This is a genomic window from Streptomyces sp. NPDC057616 (assembly GCF_042800575.1).
Lineage (GTDB): Bacteria > Actinomycetota > Actinomycetes > Streptomycetales > Streptomycetaceae > Streptomyces.
This window is the reverse complement of sequence record NZ_JBHVGU010000010.1, coordinates 43,232-60,182: the sequence shown is the minus strand read 5'-3', so window position 1 is coordinate 60,182 and position 16,951 is coordinate 43,232. Positions and strand designations below refer to the sequence as shown.

Genomic DNA, 16,951 nt, shown 5'->3' with positions numbered 1-16,951 from the left:
GCGAAGGGGGGCCCGCGCATGGGTGAACGCGCAGGCCCCCCTTTGGCTACGTTGTCCCGATGACCGACATCCTGCCACCCGGCGGCGCCGTACTGGACGCGGGCGAACTGGAGGCCCGGTGGGCGCACGCCTGGCGACCGGAGCAGGCTGCGGAGCGGTTGGCCGGGCTCCGTGCACCGTGGTGCGTGGCGGCGGGCTGGGCGCTGGACCTGTTCCGTGGAGCGCAGACCCGGCCGCACGGTGATCTGGAGATCGCGGTGCCCGCGGCGGACTTCGCCGAGGTACGGGACCGCTTCCCGGAGTACGCCTGGGACGCGGTCGGTTCGGGGCGCATCTGGGCGGAGGCGGGCCCCGGGCCTCTGGCGGCCACGCACCAGACCTGGCTCCGCGACCCGGCAACAGGCCACTTCCTGCTGGACACCTTCCGCGAACCGCACGACGGCACCACGTGGATCTGCCGACGGGACGAGACTTTGCGCCTGCCGTACGAGGAGATCATCGAGCGGTCGGACGATGAAATCCCATATCTGGCACCGGAGTTGGTGCTCCTTTTCAAGGCGAAGGAGCCGCGGCCCAAGGACGAGGCGGACTTCGCCGGGGTGCTGCCGCTGCTGGACCGGGCGCGGCGGGAGCGGCTGAGCGGGTGGCTGGAGCGCGTGCATCCCGGGCACCCATGGCGGGCGGAGCTGTCGCGGCAGCCGGCCTCACCTGCCGGCCTCGTCCGCGGTCAGGTCCGCGAGACGTAGGGCCGTGTCGAAGTGGGGGGTGAGGCGGGTCTTGGCCAGGGCGAAGGAGACGCCGGTGGACGGGTCGGCGTAGACGTAGCTGCCGCCGCCACCGATCCAGCCGAACGCGGTCGGCGCTTCGTCCGGCGGAGCGCCGATGCGGCCGAGGGGATAACCCAGGCTCAGGCGCACCGGGTTGCCGAAAACCTGGTCGGTGCCCTCGAAGGCCACCGCCGTCAACTCCTCGAGCTGATCCGCCCCGAGGAGCCGCCCGTCGAGGAGCGCGGCGTTCATGGCGGCGATGCCCCGCGCCGTGAAGGTGCCTACCGACGGGATGTCCGCCTCCAGGATCTCGTGGTCGTTTCCCATCGCCGCGGTCGGTTGCCGTTCCCAAGGCGCGAGAAGCGAATCGGCATCAGGTGGGGCCGCCGGGAGCGGCGCGGCATCTTCGAGGCGTGCCAGCCGGGGCAGTTCCGTCCGGGGCACTCCGAAGTACAGCTCACCGTCGAGGCCCAGGGGCACGGCGACCCACTCGTGCAGCAGTTGCCGCATCGGCTTGCCCGTGACCCGGCGGGCCGTCTCGCCGACGAGGAAGCCGTAGGTGTACGAGTGGTACCCCGTTTCGGTCCCGGGCCGCCACCGCGGTTCGGCGTCCGCGAGCGCGGAGCAGACCCGCGTCCAGTCGGTGAGGTCGGCGGGGCCGATGTCCCGGGGCATCCCGGGCACGCCGCCCGAGTGCGTGAGCACGTGCCGAAGCGTCGCGGTCGCCTTGCCGTGCGCACCGAACTCCGGCCAGAGGTCGACCACGGGGGTGTCGTACCCGACGGCACCGGTCCCGACGAGCAGGTGAGCGATCAACGACGTCATGACCTTGCCCGCGGAGAAGCTGAAGAAGGGGGTCCCCGGGGTGACCCCGCGCCCGGACCGGCTGTCGGCGACGCCGGCGACGGCGTCGACCACGAGAGCACCCCGCTGGAAGACGGCGACCTGCAAGCCGGTCTCGGCTCCGGTGTCGACGAGTTCGTCGACGACGCCTTGGACCTTCCGCTGCAAGGTGGGCATCGGCGTCACCGGTCCGGCCAGGTGTAGCGGGTCTGGCTGGAGGCCGGCAGTTTGCCGAAGGCGAATCCGACCGTCGGCGCGACGCGGTACAGCCGGACGTCCCCGGCGACGACGGCCTCGCCCAGCCGGTACCAGACACCCTCGGGGCTGGTCAGATGCGGGCCGTACTTCCGCTCGAAGTCCGCGACGGCCTCTTCGCGCTCGGCACGCTCACCTACCAGGGACGCGACGCCCTCGATGACGACGTCCATACCGGTCAGCGCGTTCGTGCCGGTCGTCAGCACGCAACGGGGATTGCGCTCAAGATTCCGCGCCTTGCGCTCCTGGCCGCCTGTGGTGAAGCACAGGCCGCCCAGACTCCAGGCCGCCAGCAACGGCGTCACGTGCGGCCGCCCGTCGGGCCGCACCGTGGACAGCCAGAACACCTCGGCCTCACCGAGGACGGCCAGCGCCGACGCCCACGGCGTCGCTCGCGCGCCCGGCGACGAGAAGGCTCCCAGCACGACATCCGGCTCATGGTCCGACATGGCATCTCCTTGGATCACAGTGGTGACCGGACGGCGCTCGGAAACTCATCGGTCTTCGAGGTGGCACCGGAACAACACTGGAGCACCGGGTGCACCCCGCCCTACGTTGACGCCATGAGCGATCACCCGGAAGCACCTGTCGCGCCCGTCGAGGCCTACGACCCTCCCTACTACGTTGCCGTCTTCACCACGGTGCGGACCCAGGACCAGAGCGGCTACGGCGAGACCAACGCACGGATGGAGGAACTGGTGAAGGACATCCCCGGGTTCCTGGGGATGGACCACGCGCAGACGCCTGGCGGGCTGGGCATCACCGTGGGGTACTTCCGCGACGCCGAGGCCCTCACCCAGTGGCGCAGCAACGCAGAGCACCGCGCGGCGCAGAAGCGCGGCCGGGCCGAGTGGTACGAGAGCTACACGCTGCATGTGGCGAAGGTGGAGCGAAGCCACGGTTTCACGCGAGCGCGCACCTGACTGACCAAGCCCCCTGTGCTACGAAACGTTCCAGGCGCAGACGCACGGCGAGCACGCGGGACAGGTGGCCGTGCGCGGCGACGGCGACATCGCCGTCGCTCAGCAACGGACGGATGCGGTCCAGTACCGCATCCGTCCGCGCGGCCACCTGCGCCGGCTGCTCGCCGGGATGCTCGGCGTCGCCGGGAACGACGCCGTCTCGCCACAGGTCCCAGCCCGGCCGGGACTCCCGGATCTGCTCGGCCGTCCGCATGGCCCGGCTCAGCGGGCTGCCGAACACAGCGGCCGGCGGCCGGCCGGCCTCGGGGCAAGAGCCCTGGCCGCGGATTCACCCGCGCCGGTCAGCCCGACGTCGGTCCGCCCGGCGTACCGGCCCGACAGGCTCCACTCGGTCCGCCCGTGCCGGATCACGACCAGCTCACCCATGGAGGCGCACGCGATCCGGGCGATAGGTTGCCAGGCCATGGCGAATGGCAAGGGCGTGCCGGAAAAGGTGGCGTGGGTCCTGGTCCGGGACGACCGGGTATTGGTGACGCGGAGCCACGGCAGAGACCGTTTCTACTTCCCGGGCGGTCATCGCGAGCCGGGCGAGTCCGACGCCGAGACCCTGGTGCGCGAGATCGACGAGGAACTTCGGACGGCGATCGACCCCGACTCCATGGTGCGCTTCGGCACCTTCGAGATCGGCGAGGGACATCCGGAGCACGGCCCCTTCCGGATGATCTGTTATACGGCGGACCACCGCGGTGAGTTGACTCCGTCGCGCGAGATCGCCGAGAAGGCGTGGTTCGGCTACGCCGACAGGGACCGGGTCTCGGCCGTGGACGCGATGGTCTTCGACGCGCTTCACGAGGACGGGCGGCTTTCCTGATCCCTTTGATGAGCCACCGACCTCCCGAAGTCAGCGGTAAGACCCGTGCCGCCACTGGGCGACACCACCGCGCCCGCCCGGCCCCGCGGCGCGGTCAGTGGTCCAGGCGTACCGGCATCAGCAGCGAGAACGACTCCTCGTCGTCGGGACGGCGGATCGCGACGGGGGCCGTCGGGACGCCGAACTCGAGGATCAGGCGCTCCCGGCCTCCGGCGGCCAGCGCGTCCAGCAGGAACGCGCGGTTGACGGCCACCTGGTCCGGGTCGTCGTCGCCGTCGGCACAGACGGCCACGGTGCCGTCGTCCACCACCCTCAACACCGTGAGGTCGTACGGCTCCTCGTCCTGATGGCGCACTTCGCTCGCGCGGACGGGACCGTCCTCGACCGTCTTCCGGAAGTCCGCCGCGTCGACGACAGCACGGCGCCCGGCCGGCAGCCGGACGAGGCGACGGTAGTCGGGGAAGTCGTGGTCGAGCCGCCGGCCCGCCGCCTGTCCGTCCCCCGTCTCCAGCGTGACCCGGTCACCGTCGACGGCGAGCCGTGCGGACTCCTCGCCGGTCAGCAGCGCTCGCATCGCGTCGGCGAGCGGGGCGGGCACGATGACCCGCACGGCCGGTCCGTCATGGCCACGGACACCTGCGTACGCGACAGCCATCCGGTACCGGTCGGTGGCCACGACGCGCAGCGCCTCACCTTCGACGTCGAACAGGACGCCCCCCAGCATCGGCAGCTCCGGATCGGCACTGACCGCGAAACGCACGGCGTCCAGCGCGGCCGCCAACTCCGCGGCCGAGGCGGTCAGTCGAGCGGTGGTGGGTTGAGTGGTCAAGGCGTTCTCCCTACGCGCGAGTTGTTCCTGGAGCGTGGAGAACTCGGCGCGCGCATCGGCCAGGTCGCGTTCGAGACGGCGCAGGTGCGCCTGCAGCAGTTCGTTCACCAGGTTCCTGTCCGCACCGGACCAGCCGGCCAGGACGAGGCGGATGTCCGCCAGCGACATGCCGGCCCGCCGCAGCCGGGCCAGCAGCCGCGCCTCCGCGAGCTGGGCCTGGCTGTACCAGCGATAACCGCTCACCGGGTCCACCCGGGCCGGTACCAGCACACCGGTACGGTCGTAGAACCTGAGGGCGCTCACGCCCAGCCCGCTGTCCCGGCCCATCTCACCAATGCTGCGCATTTCGCTCTCCACACCGGGAACTCTGGGCCCTGCACAAGGTCGAGGGTCAAGCGGCACCCGGCGGCGACGCCCTTGGGACTCACTACCTCCCGTACGCCGTCACGGGCGAAGTCGCCCGTGCGGGTGGCCGGTCCGGGCGGGCGAGGTGACGTCGCGCTGCTTCGCGGGGCCGTGCGTCGTGGCATGCGGATTGTTCCTGCCCCTGGGCTGGTGTGCAGCCGGGCCGCGGGAGTCGCCGCCGGGCTGCCCCGCCGATCCCTGGTGCGTCGGGGCTGCCGCGTTCGCCACGTTGGCGTTCGTGAGGGCAGGGTCCGTGTCGGCCCCCGGGGTGGACGCGCGGCGGGATCCGGGGGAGGCAGCGGCGTCGCGGCCGCTTTCGGGCGTCGCCGTGCCGTCGGGCGGATGGATGGCGGAGAACGTCGCGTCGGCGTGGTCGTCGCGGTGATCACCCGTGCTCGCGGCGACGGTGAGGGTCGTGCCCAGGGCGACGGAGAGGGCTGCCAGAGCGGTGCCCAGGGCCAGGCGGCGGTGGTGCCGGGGGCGTTGCGGAAGGCTGGGCCGGGCGACGGCCATCGGCCGTGTCCGTACGTCCTCGCTCCCACCCGTCAGGCTCAGGGAGTCGAGGGCCCTCGCGCACTGCTCCGCGTGCGGGCGCGCCTCGGGATCCCGGGCGGTCATGGCCTGCAGCAGATCCGCCAGGCCGGGGGCGAGCCAGGCGGGGAACGCGGGCGGGCGGTGCAGGCGGGCTATGGCCGCCTCCAACGGCGTTCCCTGGTACTCCAGTTCCCCTTTCAGGCACTCCAGCAGGACCAGGCCGAGAGCGTAGACGTCCGTGGGCGGTCCGACATGCCGTCCCTCGACCTGCTCCGGCGCCAGATAGGCGGCCGTGCCGGTGAGGGCGTCCGGCTCCGTCCGGCGTGTGGCGTTCGCCAGGCGCGCGATGCCGAAATCGGCCAGGTGCGGGTCGCCGCCCGGATCGAGCAGGACGTTCGAGGGTTTGATGTCGCGGTGCACGATGCCGGCCCGGTGGACGTGGGCGAGCGCCTGCGCGAGGGCGGAGCCCAGCTCGGCCACGCGCCGCTCGGGCAGCGGGCCGCCCGTGAGCAGGCCGCGCAACGTGGGGCCGTCGATCAGTCGCATGACCAGGTACGTTCGGTCGTCGTGGCACCCGGAGTCGTAGACGCCGACCAGTCCGGGGTGTTCCAGGCGGGCGAGCAGGACGGCCTCCGCGGCGAGACGGTCCTCGGTGTCCGGGTCGGAGCCCGGCCGGAAGACCTTGACGGCCACGGGCCGCCGGAGGCGCGTGTCGATCGCTTCGTAGACGTCGGCCATGCCGCCGGAGCCGATCCTGACGCCCAACCGGTAGCGCCCGGAGAGGACTTGAGCGGACTGCGCATCCTCTGCCGTCGGCCCGGGAGCCGGGAGGGCTGTTGATCGGCGGACGTTCATCTGCGCTCCGTTGCTGTCGCCGCGTACCGGACTCGACCTGCTCGACCTTGGGTCGTGCTGTGCGGCGGGTACCCCGGCCCGTATGGGATATCCGGAGGAAGTCTCCGGCGGGTCCTACGCCGGTCTCCGCCCGTGCGCGCACCGGTCGTGAACCGGGGCATGGGGCAGGGGAATTGGGGTATGCGGACGTCCGCGGTCACCGTCCGAGTCGGCGCCGACGGAGACCGCAGCGCGTGGGACCCGTCCCCCCGGGGCCTCGCGCGGGAGGTCCTGCCGGCCGTCGAGTCCCCCCTCGAACCGGGCCGGAGGACACGGGCCGGAGCCGCGGGTGCCCCTTGAGTTCGGGCCCCGGCTCCGGCCCCCCGCCGATTGCTCCGGCGGTCGGCTCTTTGCCGGTGGCCCCGACCGCGTCCGTACGAGTGAGGATTCGCCGGCCTCGCATAGGGCGCCGCGGGACGAGCCATGGTCTCTTCGTCGGAGATGAACTCGATGAGAGGATCAGGGCGTTGCAGTTGAGGCGTATCGGAACGGCTCTGGGCGCGGCCGCGCTCACCATGCTGTCGCTCCCGGGCGACGCTCATGCGGTGGGCGTCGCCTGCGGCGGCAGCGTGTCCACCGGCCGGGTGGCCGTCAACGGCTGCATCAGTGCCCAGCGGGGCTCGGTGGGCGCCTTCCCCTCACGGGAGATGACGGCGTACATCAAGGCACGCAACACCGGTCCCAGAGGACTGAATGTCGCGTACGAGGCCTTCGCGCGTCCCGACGGCGGTTCGTGGGCGAAGGTGGGCAGCGGTCGGTCCTACGTCGGGGCGGGCCAGGAGATCGGTCCCGTCGAGGTGGGCAGCACGACCCGGGTGTGCGCCCCGGTGAAGGTGGAAATCCGGGTGCACGCCCGGGCCGACGGCGCCGCCTGGAGCGGTTGGTCTCCCGCGGCCACGAAGCAGTGCCAGACCTGAGCCGGACCGCTTCGCGACGGAGAGGATGACGCCCCGCCCCGCGGCAGGCCGCGAGCGCCCCACTCCCATGAGACCGTCACGCGTCCCGCGCGTCGGTTCCGCCCAGTGGGGCGACCTCGCGTACGGCCGTCGCGATCGCCGGGGCGTCCTTCTTCAGCAGTGCGCCGTGATTGCTGGCGACCTTCGCGCTCACCTTGATGTGCGGGTTGCGGGCGGTCACGGCGTCGAGGCTGGTGCGGATCCGCTCCTGCTCGTCGCCGCGGCTGCCCAGCGAGGTCCCCGAAGCGACCACGTAGCGCACCGGGACGGTGATGCCGTCCAGCACGGGCGCCAGCTCGCTCTCGCGGGAGAGCCGGCCGAGCTCGATGTTGCAGTCCGCCATCTGGTCGGCGGTCATCCGCGGAGTCAGACCCGTCGGGCGCAGCAGCGGCATGAACGCGTTCCACTGCCGGAACTGCTTCCGGATGCGCCGCTCCATGGCGTCGTCCAGCCAGTCGTAGGGGAAGGCGCCGTCGACCAGGACCGTGCCCAGGGCGCGCTCCGGGTTGCGGGCGGTCCAGTGCGCTCCGACGAACGCCCCGTACGACCAGCCCACCACCAGGGCCCGGTCGACCCCGCGGGCCGCGAGAACGGCGTCGACGTCGCGGACCGCCGCCTCGAACGAGTAGTCCGCCGAGCGCCCCGACTTCCTGCCGCGGGCTCGTTCGTCGTAGGTGATGTGCCGCCATCCTGTGCCCAGTTCGGCGATGACGCGTCGCCAGTAGCCCTGCGTGGCGAACTGGCCGTTGAGGTAGATCACGGGGGTGCCGTGGCCGCCGGTGTCGGTGACGGCGAGGGCCGTGTCGTCGACCGGCACCATGCCGGTCCACTGCGAGCCGGTCGAGGAGGAGGTGTGCTTCGTCATGTCGTTTCCTTGGTCGTGTTCGGTGTGTTGCACGGCTTGTCGATGTCGTGTGCGGGTTGTTCCGGTGAGCCTGCTCCGGAGGAGCGGGGCCCGGGGGCGGCCCGGCCGGGCCGCCCCGTTGCGCTCGGTCAGAGGCTGCGGGCGGTGATGTCGCCCCGGGAGGTGGTGGCGCGGATCTCGAGTCCGGTGGAGCCGTCGTTCTTCAGGGAGTTGCTGACGCGGCCGTAGGCGGTGTCGGCGTCCAGGGCGGCCGAGACGCCGGTGGCGGCGCCGACCGAGATGTCCCCGGACCGGGTCCGCAGGACGACCGTGCCGCGCACGGCCTCGGTGATCCGGATGTCGCCCCGTGCGGTGCTGATGTCCGCGGGACCGCTCAGCCGGCCGACCTCCACGTCGCCGTCGGTCGCGGTGAGATGGATGCTCGCGGCCTCGTCGATCTTGATCTGGTGGTACGCGCCCTCGAAGGTGACGTCGCCCAGCCGGCCGACGCTGCGCAGCTCGGAGCTGGCGGCCTTGGCCTCGACGCGGGAGCCGGCCGGCAGCTGGACGGTGATCTCCAGCGAACCGGAGGAGCCGGAGAGCCGCTTGCCGGGCTCGGCGCCGTCGATCCGCAGGACGCCGTCGGCGTAGTCGATGGTGGTCTGCTCGGCGGCCTGGACGTCGCGGTTCTTCGAGGGGTTGGCGGGCAGGACCTCGACCGTGGTGTCGGCACGGTCCGCGGCGATGAACTGGATGCGGCCGGCGGGGATGTTCAGGACGGCGGTGATCGGGGCGAGGGTGTCGAACTTCTGCATCGTGCTCTCCTTCATCGGTTCATCGGTGTCGCGGGCCCTGAGGCCCGTCGTTTCTGATGAGAGAAACGCTACGTTGCATTCATGGTTATGGGAACAGTGTTGTTGCGTCAGGAGCATGTTTACGCAGGTCAAGACCGCAAAATCGTTGCAACGGTCTCCCGGGTAACGCAACAATCCCTCCACCGGTCGTTGCAATGAGATGAGCGTGAACGCTATTCTCGCGGGCAGTCACGACTCGCGAAGGAGCCCCGGATGCCGGGAGGCAGACTCACCCAGCAGGAACGTCAGCAGATCGCACTGGGACTGGCCGACGGCCTCGCCTACGCGGAGATCGCCCGGCGCCTCGACCGCCCGACGTCGACCGTCACGCGCGAGGTCATGCGCAACGGCGGCCCCACCGCCTACCGCGCCGACCTCGCTCACCGGGCCACCGAACGCCGCGCCCACCGCCGCAAGCAGCCCGCGCCGAGAAGTGTCCAGGCGCCGCCGCAGGCGCACGGGCGCGACGCCGCGGCCGTACGGGAGTACGAGGAGATGCTCACCACCGTGCTCATGGGCTCGGGCGCGCCCAAGATGATGGCCCGGGTGCTGGCCAGCCTCTACACCACCGACGCGGGCAGCCTCACCGCGGCCGACCTCGTCCAGCGTCTCCAGGTGAGCCCGGCGTCCGTCTCCAAGGCGGTCGCGTTCCTGGAGGGCCAGGGTCTCGTGCGCCGGGAGCGCGACGAACGGCGCCGCGAGCGCTACGTCGTCGACGACGACGTCTGGTACCAGTCCATGATGGCCAGCGCCCGCGGCACCGCCCAGCTCGGCGAGACCGCGCGGCAGGGCGTCGGCGTCCTCGGCCGCGGCACCCCGGCCGCGACCCGCCTGGAGAACATCGCCCGCTTCGTCGACTTCGTCTCCGAGAGCATCGCCCGCGCCGCGGACCAGGCTCGCGAGGTCCTCCATACGAAGCCCGAGGCACCCTCGGACGACACCACCGGGCCGAGCACGGGCCGCGGGTAGACGGGCTCGCCTGGGCCGCCCCGGATGGACGGCCTCCCGTAGACCGTCGCGGATGGACCGCCGCCCGTAGAGCGTCTACGGGCGGACGGCCTCCCGTCCACCGTCGTCGTCTCAGCCGATCGGCACCGGCATCGGCTGCACGGCGTAGTCGAGGCGGATGGTGTCCCCGGTGGCGGGGTCGCCCAGCTCCACGGTCCAGCCGTCGGCGAACTGGTCGACGCCGGGTGCCATGGGGATGGTGCCCGAGATCAGGACCGTGCCCTGGGTGAGGGCGTCGCGGGAGCGCAGGACGTCGACCCAGTAGGCCGGGGTGAGGAGTTCGGCGAGAGTGCCGTGCTGGATCTCGGTGCGCGTGCCGCCGTGGGTCACCCAGGCGCGCAGGGTGAGTTCGTCGATGCGGGACTCCACGTCGGCCAGCCGCCAGGCGCGGCGGGCGAGGACGTCCGGGCCGGCGTTCTTGCTCCAGGCCACGCCGTGCACCTCCAGGTCGCGGTCGGTGTGGTCGCAGGCGGCCGTCAGCAGCAGCTCCCCGCCGTCCGCGACGACGAGCGCCCACTCCGCCTCGCCCGAGGTGCGCCCGTGCTGGGCCTGGACCCGGTCGGTCTGCTGGGCGAGGTAGGGGGAGACGGGGTAGAGGGCCGGCGTCACGGACGGGCCGGGCACGCCCAGCTCGGCGAGTTCAGCGACGTGCGCGGCGACGTCCTCCTGGCTGCGACCGGCGTACCCGGCGTTGAGGACCTGGACGACGTCGACCTCGCGGGTCGATCCGTCGGGCAGTTCGAAGGTCAGCACGGCCATGAGGGCACTCCCGGGAATCGGTACAGGAATCGGTACAGGAATGGGTGCGGGGATCGGCACGGGGATCGATGACGCGACCACGGGCGATCCCGTTTCTCCACGGTTAACTTCTCGCGCGGGGGTTGCGCATACGACCTGTATACAAGAAGTATGCCGGAAGGTCGATGTCCAAGAGCAAGGATGGGATCCATGCCCCGCACCCCGCAGGACGACGTGAAGGCGTCCGCTCGGCACTCCGGCGTCCGCCGGGCCTTCGTCGCGAGCCTGACCGGAACCGCACTGGAGTGGTACGACTTCGCCGTCTACTCCGCGGCGGCCGCCCTGGTCTTCGGCGACCTGTTCTTCCCTTCCGAGGACCCGCTGACGGGCACGCTGCTGGCGTTCTCCACCTACGCGGTCGGCTATGTCTCACGCCCGCTCGGCGGATTCGTCTTCGGTCGCCTGGGCGATGTCATCGGCCGTAAGAAGGTGCTGATGGCCACGCTGGTCCTCATCGGCCTGGCCACCTTCCTGATCGGTGTCCTGCCCGCCTACTCGACGGTGGGTGTGGCCGCTCCGATCGCCCTGGTCGTGCTGCGCTTCGCCCAGGGCGTCGGCGTCGGCGGCGAGTGGGGCGGCGCCGTCCTGCTGTCCAGCGAGTTCGGGGACCCGCGCCGCCGCGGCTTCTACGCCTCCGCCGCCCAGGTCGGCCCGCCCGCCGGCAACCTGCTCGCCAACGGGGTCCTCGCCGCCCTCGGCGCGCTGCTGACCGAGGCGCAGTTCGAGTCGTGGGGCTGGCGCGTGGCCTTCCTGCTCTCCGGCGTCCTGGTCGCCTTCGGGCTCTGGGTGCGGGCCAAGCTCGAGGAGACTCCGGTGTTCAAGGCGATGGAGGCCGAGCACTCCCGCCCCGAGGCGCCGATCCGCGAGGTCTTCACCACCCAGCCCCGCGCCCTGCTCGCCGCGATCCTGTGCCGCGTCGGCCCCGACGTGCTGTACGCCATGTTCACCGTCTTCGTCCTGACGTACGCCACCAACGAGCTCGGCATGTCGCGCGGCTCCGCGCTCGCCGCCGTCCTCATCGGCTCGACGCTCCAGGTCTTCCTGATGCCGCTCGCCGGTGCGCTCTCCGACCGCGTCAACCGCCGCCTGCTGTCCGGCTGCGCCGCGGTGGCCGCCGCCGTGTGGCCCTTCCTGTTCTTCCCGATGATCGGCGGCGGCGGCTGGCTGCCGCTCGCCGCCGGTGTCGTGGTCGGCCTGGTGATCCACTGCTGTCTGTACGGGCCGCAGGCCGCCTTCATCGCCGAGCAGTTCTCGCCCCGGCTGCGCTACACCGGTTCCTCCCTGGCCTACACGCTGGCCGGGATCATCGGCGGCGCGATCGCCCCGCTGCTGTTCACCAGCCTGCTCGGCGCCTACGGCACCTGGGTGCCGCTGGCCGCGTACATCGCCCTCGCCTCGGCCGTCTCCCTGGCCGGGATCTTCCTGGGGCGCGACCCCGGGGCCGCCGTCGACGAGGACACCGCCCTAGCCGCGCCGGGGACGCCGACCACGGCCGGCGCCACCCGCTCCCACTGACCGCGAACGTCCGAAGTCCGAAGGAGGAACCGCATCATGCGGATCGCCCTGAGCCAGCTCACCACCGGCCCGGCCCCCGACAAGAACCTCCGGCTCCTGGAGGACTGGACACGCCGCGCGGCGGACGCCGGAGCCCGCGTCGTCGTCTTCCCGGAGGCGTCGATGGCCTGCTTCGGCACGCCGCTCGCCCCGCTCGCCGAGCCCCTCGACGGGCCGTGGGCCGACGGCGTACGGCAGATCGCGCAGGCCACCGGCACGGTCGTCGTGGCCGGCATGTTCACCCCGGCACCCGGCGGCCGGGTCACCAACACCCTGCTGGCCACCGGACCCGGCGTCGAGGCGTCGTACGACAAGATCCACCTCTACGACGCCTTCGGCTTCCGTGAGTCCGACACGGTCGCGGCGGGGTCGGTCCCGACGGTGATCGACGTGGACGGCGTGCGGCTGGGCCTCGCGACCTGCTACGACGTCCGCTTCCCCGAGCTGTTCCGGGCCCAGGCCGACGCCGGTGCCGTCGGCACGCTGCTGGCCGCGTCCTGGGGTGCCGGGCCCGGCAAGCTCGAACAGTGGGAGCTGCTGGTGCGGGCGCGTGCGCTGGACGCCACGGTGTGGGTCGCCGCCGTCGACCAGGCCGACCCGGGAGGCGAGCCGGGTTCCGCGCCGACGGGCATCGGGCACAGCCTCGTCGCCGGGCCCGACGGGACCGTCCGGCACGCCCTGGGCGACGGGCCCGAACTGCTCGTGGCCGACCTGGATCTCGACGAGGTCGCCGCCGTCCGGCAGAAGACGTCCGTCCTGGCCAACCGGCGCCCGGAGGTGTGGCGATGAGCAAGCCCGAGCTGGAGTTCCACCTTCCCGACGGGCCATGGCGCACTCCGGCGGGTGCCGGACCCGGCGTCGAGGAGCGCGTCCTGGCCGACGACCCCGGGCGCGGCTGCCGTACCGCACTCGTCCGCTGGGCACCCGGCACCGACACGTCGGCCGGCGGTGTGGCACGCCACGACTTCTGGGAGGAGGTCTACCTCGTCGAGGGCGCGCTGCACGACCTGACCCTGGACCGCACCTTCACCACGGGCATGTACGCCTGCCGCCCACCGGGCATGCCCCACGGCCCCTGGGCCTCACGAGAGGGCGTCACCATGCTGGTGATCACCTACCCCTGAGCGATCACCGGTGCAGACCCCCGCGCCGGGAGGACCCGGGGCGGGCCGCGCCGGCCCCGGGCGCCCGGCCGCGGTCCCGGGTGCAGAGCCGGAGCACGAGGTGGACGGTCGCGGCGGCCGGGAGGAGGAAAACGGCGATCCACGAGAAGCGCAGTCGGACGTCGGCCCACGACGTCGCCGTGTCCCAGCCGTGCGGCAGACCGATGAGGAACAGCGAGACCAGGCAGGTGAGCGCGGCCGACGCCAGTAGACCGGCCGCCAGCCAGAACGCGAGCCCCGCCCACCAGGTGCTGAAGATCTTCCGCACGCTGCCCCCCTTTCTTGATGCGAGGTTCGGTCTAGCCCGCGAGCAGCACCTTGAGGGTCGACTCCAGGTGGTGGTCGATGGCCGCGCACGCGGCGCGCGCGTCGCCGGCCGCCAGGGCGTCCACGATCGCCTCGTGCTCCTCCATCACCGCGTCCTGGCGGCCCTGCTGGTTGAAGAGCGCGACGACTCCGGCGCGGACCTGGCGGCTGCGCAGACCGTCGTAGTGGCGGTCCAGGAGGGCGTTGCCGACGGCGGAGACCAGCGCGGCGTGGAAGCGGTGGTCCACGTCGATGAACTCCTTGGCGTCCTCGGCGCCGGTGAGCTCGCGCTGCCGGTCAAGCAGTGCCTGCAGCTCCGCCACCGGCGCCCGTCCGGCGGCGACCAGCTGCTCGGCGGCGTAACGCTCGACGATGCCGCGCAGCTCCATCAGCTCACGGATCTCCCGCCCGGTCAGCGGCGCCACCCGGGCGCCCCGCTTGGGCACGAGCTCGACCAGGTCCTCGGCGGCGAGCTGCAGCAGTGCCTCGCGGATGGGCGTGCGCGAGACCCCGATGCGGTCGGCGAGGTCCTGCTCCGAGAGGAAGGCCCCCTGCATCGCGGGATCCGTCAGCACCGTGTCCTTGAGATACGCGTACGCCTTCTCCCGACCGGACGCCACGGCAACCCCCAGCTCTCGCATACACTTTGTATACGGACGCTACCACGCACCGGCTCTCGAAATACCGGCTCGAACAGCGCGGCCGGAGGGCTGGAGCGGGTACAGATGAGCATCCCTGGCCCCTTCCGGGGCAGCCGTCTCATATGCGCTGAAACAGCAGGGAGATGCCGATCCATGACAGACGAGCAGGCGACGGCTGACGACCAGGGTCAGCACGGACCCACAGAGATCACCTACTCCGAACAGTTCTATCCGGCGCGTCCGCGATCTCTGCGCCCCCGAGCGCGCCTGAGGCCGCAGGGACAGCCCTGGCCGCACGAGCGCACCGGAGAGCCGGTCGGCACCAACCCCGACTACGTGTCATGGCTGCTGCGCAACTCGATGCTCCAGGACGCCCGGGACCTCTCCGTCCAGCTCACCGGCCAGGGCAGCATGTGGCAGAACCCCTTCGCCCGGCCCGATCCCAAGTCCGCCGTGAGCGTCGCCCCGGTGTGGTTCACGGCGTATCCGATCTCTCTCATCACCCGCCCAGGTGAGAGCTTCCTCGGCACGCTGGCCGATCCCGAGTTGTGGCGCACCTTCGCCGACATCGGGATCCGGGCCGTGCACACCGGGCCCGTCAAGCGCGCGGGCGGCATCTCGGGCTGGGACCCGACCCCGAGTGTCGACGGCCACTTCGACCGCATCAGCACCGCCATAGACGCCGCGTTCGGCACCGAGGACGACTTCCGGCGGATGTGCCAGGTCTCCGCCGACCACGGCGGCACGATCATCGACGACATCGTGCCCGGCCACACCGGCAAGGGGCCCGACTTCCGGCTGGCCGAGATGAACGTGGGCGACTACCCCGGCATCTACCACATGGTCCAGATCGAGCCGGAGGACTGGCACCTGCTGCCGGACGTGCCGCCCGGACGCGACTCGGCCAACCTGGACACCGAGGCCGAGGAGGCGCTGGCGAAGGCCGGCTACATCATCGGCGCCCTGCAACGCGTGATCTTCCACGACCCGGGCGTCAAGGACACCAACTGGAGCGCGACGGCCCCCGTCCTCGGACCCGACGGCATCGAACGGCGCTGGGTCTACCTGCACTACTTCAAGGCCGGCCAGCCCTCCATCAACTGGCTCGACCCGACCTTCGCCGGCATGCGGCTCGTCATCGGCGACGCCCTGCACTCCATCGGCGACCTCGGCTCGGGAGCGCTGCGCCTGGACGCCAACGGCTTCCTCGGCGTGGAGAAGAGCGCGGAGGGCCTGCCGGCCTGGTCGGAGGGGCACCCGCTGTCGGAGGCCGCCAACCAGCTCATCGCCAGCATGGTGCGCAAACTCGGCGGCTTCACCTTCCAGGAGCTCAACCTGACGGTCGACGACATCCGGATCACCTCCGAGGCCGGCGCCGACCTGTCGTACGACTTCGTCAACCGGCCCGCCTACCACCACGCACTGGCCACCCAGGACACCGAGTTCCTGCGGCTCACCCTGGGCATCGCGATGGAGAGCGGGGTGGCGGCCGCCAGCCTCGTCCACGCGCTGCAGAACCACGACGAACTCACCTACGAGCTGGTCCACTTCGCCACGCTGCACAAGGACGACCACTTCACGTACCACGGCGTCGACGTCACCGGCGGCCAGCTCGCCGAGCACATCCGCGCCGAGCTGGTGCAGACGCTGACCGGCCCCGACGCGCCCTACAACGCCATCTTCACCACGAACGGCATCGCCTCCACCACGGCCAGCGTCATCGCCGCCGCGCTCGGGCACACGTCGCTGGACGGCCTCGCCAACCAGGACGTACGCGAGATCAGGAGGGCACATCTGCTCCTGGCGATGTTCAACGCCCTTCAGCCCGGGGTGTTCTCGCTCTCCGGCTGGGACCTGTGCGGCATGCTGACGCTGCCGCGCGAACAGGTGGGCGCCCTGCTCGCGACCGGCGACACCCGCTGGATCCACCGCGCCGCCTACGACCTCATGGACTACCGGCCCGAGGCGACGGCGTCCGGCTCCGGCATGCCGAAGGGCCACAGCCTCTACGGCAGCCTCCCCTCCCAGCTCGCGGACCCCAACTCCTTCGCGTCCAGCCTGAAGCACCTGCTGAAGGTGCGCGAGGAGACCGGGATCGCCACCGCCGACCAGCTGGAGATCCCGGCCGTGCCGCACCCGGCGCTGCTCGTCATGGTCCACCGCATCCCCGAGAGCGGGCAGATCCAGGCGACCGTCCTCAACTTCGGCTCGACGCCGGTCGCCGGCTCGGTGGCCTCGGAACACTTCCGGCCGGGCGCGCGGGCCCGGGACGCCCTCACCGGCACGGAGGTCGGCGTCGTCGACGACCTGCACGCCCTGAACGTCGAACTGCCCGGCCACGACGGCTTCTGCCTCGTCTTCGAGGAGTAGGCCGGGAACGGCACGAAGGGGGGAACGCGCCGTGTTTCGCGGCGCGTTTTTCCCTCCCCGCAGTGCGTGTTCGGCGGTCTTTCGCAAACCCCCCAGCTCCTCCATTTCTATCCAGTTGGGGCGGGGGGGGGACACC

20 protein-coding genes are annotated in these 16,951 nt (G+C 71.8%); 9 read left to right on the top strand and 11 right to left on the bottom strand.

The window, feature by feature from the left end; all coding sequences use genetic code 11:
- Positions 1–59: 59 nt before the first annotated feature.
- Positions 60–746, top strand: a complete 687-nt coding sequence (locus ACFU97_RS14535) for a nucleotidyltransferase domain-containing protein (protein WP_384255505.1) — start codon at positions 60–62, stop codon at positions 744–746.
- On the opposite strand, the gene ACFU97_RS14530 is transcribed toward ACFU97_RS14535, so the two are convergent.
- Together ACFU97_RS14530 and ACFU97_RS14525 are read right to left on the bottom strand one after the other, a co-directional pair.
- On the bottom strand, positions 705–1,787 hold the full coding sequence (locus ACFU97_RS14530; protein ID WP_384255503.1) for a serine hydrolase domain-containing protein: 1,083 nt from the start codon (positions 1,785–1,787) through the stop codon (positions 705–707). The two genes, ACFU97_RS14535 and ACFU97_RS14530, sit on opposite strands and share 42 nt — an antisense overlap.
- A 5-nt stretch (positions 1,788–1,792) precedes the next feature.
- Positions 1,793–2,314, bottom strand: a complete 522-nt coding sequence (locus tag ACFU97_RS14525; RefSeq protein ID WP_384255501.1) for a pyridoxamine 5'-phosphate oxidase family protein — start codon at positions 2,312–2,314, stop codon at positions 1,793–1,795.
- 114 nt (positions 2,315–2,428) lie between these two features.
- On the opposite strand from ACFU97_RS14525, the gene ACFU97_RS14520 reads away from it, so the two are divergent.
- The gene (locus ACFU97_RS14520) at positions 2,429–2,788 is read left to right on the top strand and encodes an antibiotic biosynthesis monooxygenase family protein (RefSeq protein WP_384255498.1); all 360 of its coding nucleotides are present in this window, start codon (positions 2,429–2,431) and stop codon (positions 2,786–2,788) included.
- On the opposite strand, the gene ACFU97_RS14515 is transcribed toward ACFU97_RS14520, so the two are convergent.
- Both ACFU97_RS14515 and ACFU97_RS14510 read right to left on the bottom strand, forming a co-directional pair.
- Positions 2,769–3,041: a histidine phosphatase family protein gene (locus ACFU97_RS14515; protein WP_384255496.1), complete on the bottom strand. Its 273-nt coding sequence runs from the start codon at positions 3,039–3,041 to the stop codon at positions 2,769–2,771. The two genes, ACFU97_RS14520 and ACFU97_RS14515, sit on opposite strands and share 20 nt — an antisense overlap.
- Positions 3,042–3,049: 8 nt before the next feature.
- The gene (locus tag ACFU97_RS14510) at positions 3,050–3,214 is read right to left on the bottom strand and encodes a histidine phosphatase family protein (protein ID WP_384255970.1); all 165 of its coding nucleotides are present in this window, start codon (positions 3,212–3,214) and stop codon (positions 3,050–3,052) included.
- Positions 3,215–3,251: 37 nt separating this feature from the next.
- Here ACFU97_RS14510 and ACFU97_RS14505 point away from each other — a divergent pair, with 37 nt between their 5' ends.
- Positions 3,252–3,659, top strand: coding sequence for an NUDIX domain-containing protein (locus ACFU97_RS14505; RefSeq protein ID WP_384255494.1), 408 nt, complete (start codon positions 3,252–3,254; stop codon positions 3,657–3,659).
- Positions 3,660–3,753: 94 nt separating this feature from the next.
- On the opposite strand, the gene ACFU97_RS14500 is transcribed toward ACFU97_RS14505, so the two are convergent.
- Complete coding sequence (locus ACFU97_RS14500; protein WP_384255492.1) at positions 3,754–4,833, bottom strand: MerR family transcriptional regulator; 1,080 nt, start codon at positions 4,831–4,833, stop codon at positions 3,754–3,756.
- A gap of 99 nt (positions 4,834–4,932) precedes the next feature.
- Entirely contained in the window at positions 4,933–6,165 is a 1,233-nt protein-coding gene (locus ACFU97_RS14495; RefSeq protein WP_384255489.1) for a serine/threonine-protein kinase, read from the bottom strand.
- Positions 6,166–6,788: 623 nt separating this feature from the next.
- Between ACFU97_RS14495 and ACFU97_RS14490 the strand changes: the two genes are divergently transcribed.
- The gene (locus ACFU97_RS14490) at positions 6,789–7,238 is read left to right on the top strand and encodes a hypothetical protein (RefSeq protein WP_384255486.1); all 450 of its coding nucleotides are present in this window, start codon (positions 6,789–6,791) and stop codon (positions 7,236–7,238) included.
- Between the two features lie 76 nt (positions 7,239–7,314).
- Here the strand turns inward: ACFU97_RS14490 and ACFU97_RS14485 are convergent, their stop codons facing one another.
- Both ACFU97_RS14485 and ACFU97_RS14480 read right to left on the bottom strand, forming a co-directional pair.
- On the bottom strand, positions 7,315–8,142 hold the full coding sequence (locus ACFU97_RS14485) for an alpha/beta fold hydrolase (protein WP_384255483.1): 828 nt from the start codon (positions 8,140–8,142) through the stop codon (positions 7,315–7,317).
- A gap of 128 nt (positions 8,143–8,270) precedes the next feature.
- Entirely contained in the window at positions 8,271–8,936 is a 666-nt protein-coding gene (locus ACFU97_RS14480) for a DUF4097 family beta strand repeat-containing protein (protein WP_384255481.1), read from the bottom strand.
- 252 nt (positions 8,937–9,188) lie between these two features.
- Here ACFU97_RS14480 and ACFU97_RS14475 point away from each other — a divergent pair, with 252 nt between their 5' ends.
- Entirely contained in the window at positions 9,189–9,944 is a 756-nt protein-coding gene (locus ACFU97_RS14475; protein ID WP_384255479.1) for a helix-turn-helix domain-containing protein, read from the top strand.
- Between the two features lie 111 nt (positions 9,945–10,055).
- On the opposite strand, the gene ACFU97_RS14470 is transcribed toward ACFU97_RS14475, so the two are convergent.
- Entirely contained in the window at positions 10,056–10,742 is a 687-nt protein-coding gene (locus tag ACFU97_RS14470; protein ID WP_384255476.1) for a DUF2848 domain-containing protein, read from the bottom strand.
- Between the two features lie 189 nt (positions 10,743–10,931).
- On the opposite strand from ACFU97_RS14470, the gene ACFU97_RS14465 reads away from it, so the two are divergent.
- Genes ACFU97_RS14465 through ACFU97_RS14455 form a run of 3 tightly spaced genes read left to right on the top strand, consistent with a single transcriptional unit; the run spans position 10,932 to position 13,459 of the window.
- Positions 10,932–12,296 (top strand): MFS transporter, encoded by a 1,365-nt coding sequence (locus ACFU97_RS14465; protein ID WP_384255474.1) that lies wholly within the window; start codon positions 10,932–10,934, stop codon positions 12,294–12,296.
- 36 nt (positions 12,297–12,332) lie between these two features.
- Positions 12,333–13,124, top strand: coding sequence for a carbon-nitrogen hydrolase family protein (locus ACFU97_RS14460; protein WP_384255471.1), 792 nt, complete (start codon positions 12,333–12,335; stop codon positions 13,122–13,124).
- A complete protein-coding gene (locus ACFU97_RS14455; RefSeq protein WP_384255469.1) occupies positions 13,121–13,459 on the top strand; it encodes a cupin domain-containing protein in 339 nt (112 codons plus the stop codon). Before ACFU97_RS14460 ends, ACFU97_RS14455 begins: the two co-directional genes overlap by 4 nt.
- Positions 13,460–13,463: 4 nt before the next feature.
- Here the strand turns inward: ACFU97_RS14455 and ACFU97_RS14450 are convergent, their stop codons facing one another.
- Both ACFU97_RS14450 and ACFU97_RS14445 read right to left on the bottom strand, forming a co-directional pair.
- On the bottom strand, positions 13,464–13,766 hold the full coding sequence (locus tag ACFU97_RS14450) for a hypothetical protein (RefSeq protein WP_384255467.1): 303 nt from the start codon (positions 13,764–13,766) through the stop codon (positions 13,464–13,466).
- Positions 13,767–13,797: 31 nt separating this feature from the next.
- A complete protein-coding gene (locus tag ACFU97_RS14445; protein WP_384255968.1) occupies positions 13,798–14,424 on the bottom strand; it encodes a GntR family transcriptional regulator in 627 nt (208 codons plus the stop codon).
- 174 nt (positions 14,425–14,598) lie between these two features.
- Between ACFU97_RS14445 and treS the strand changes: the two genes are divergently transcribed.
- A complete protein-coding gene (gene treS, locus ACFU97_RS14440) occupies positions 14,599–16,815 on the top strand; it encodes a maltose alpha-D-glucosyltransferase (protein WP_384255464.1) in 2,217 nt (738 codons plus the stop codon).
- Positions 16,816–16,951: the final 136 nt, after the last annotated feature.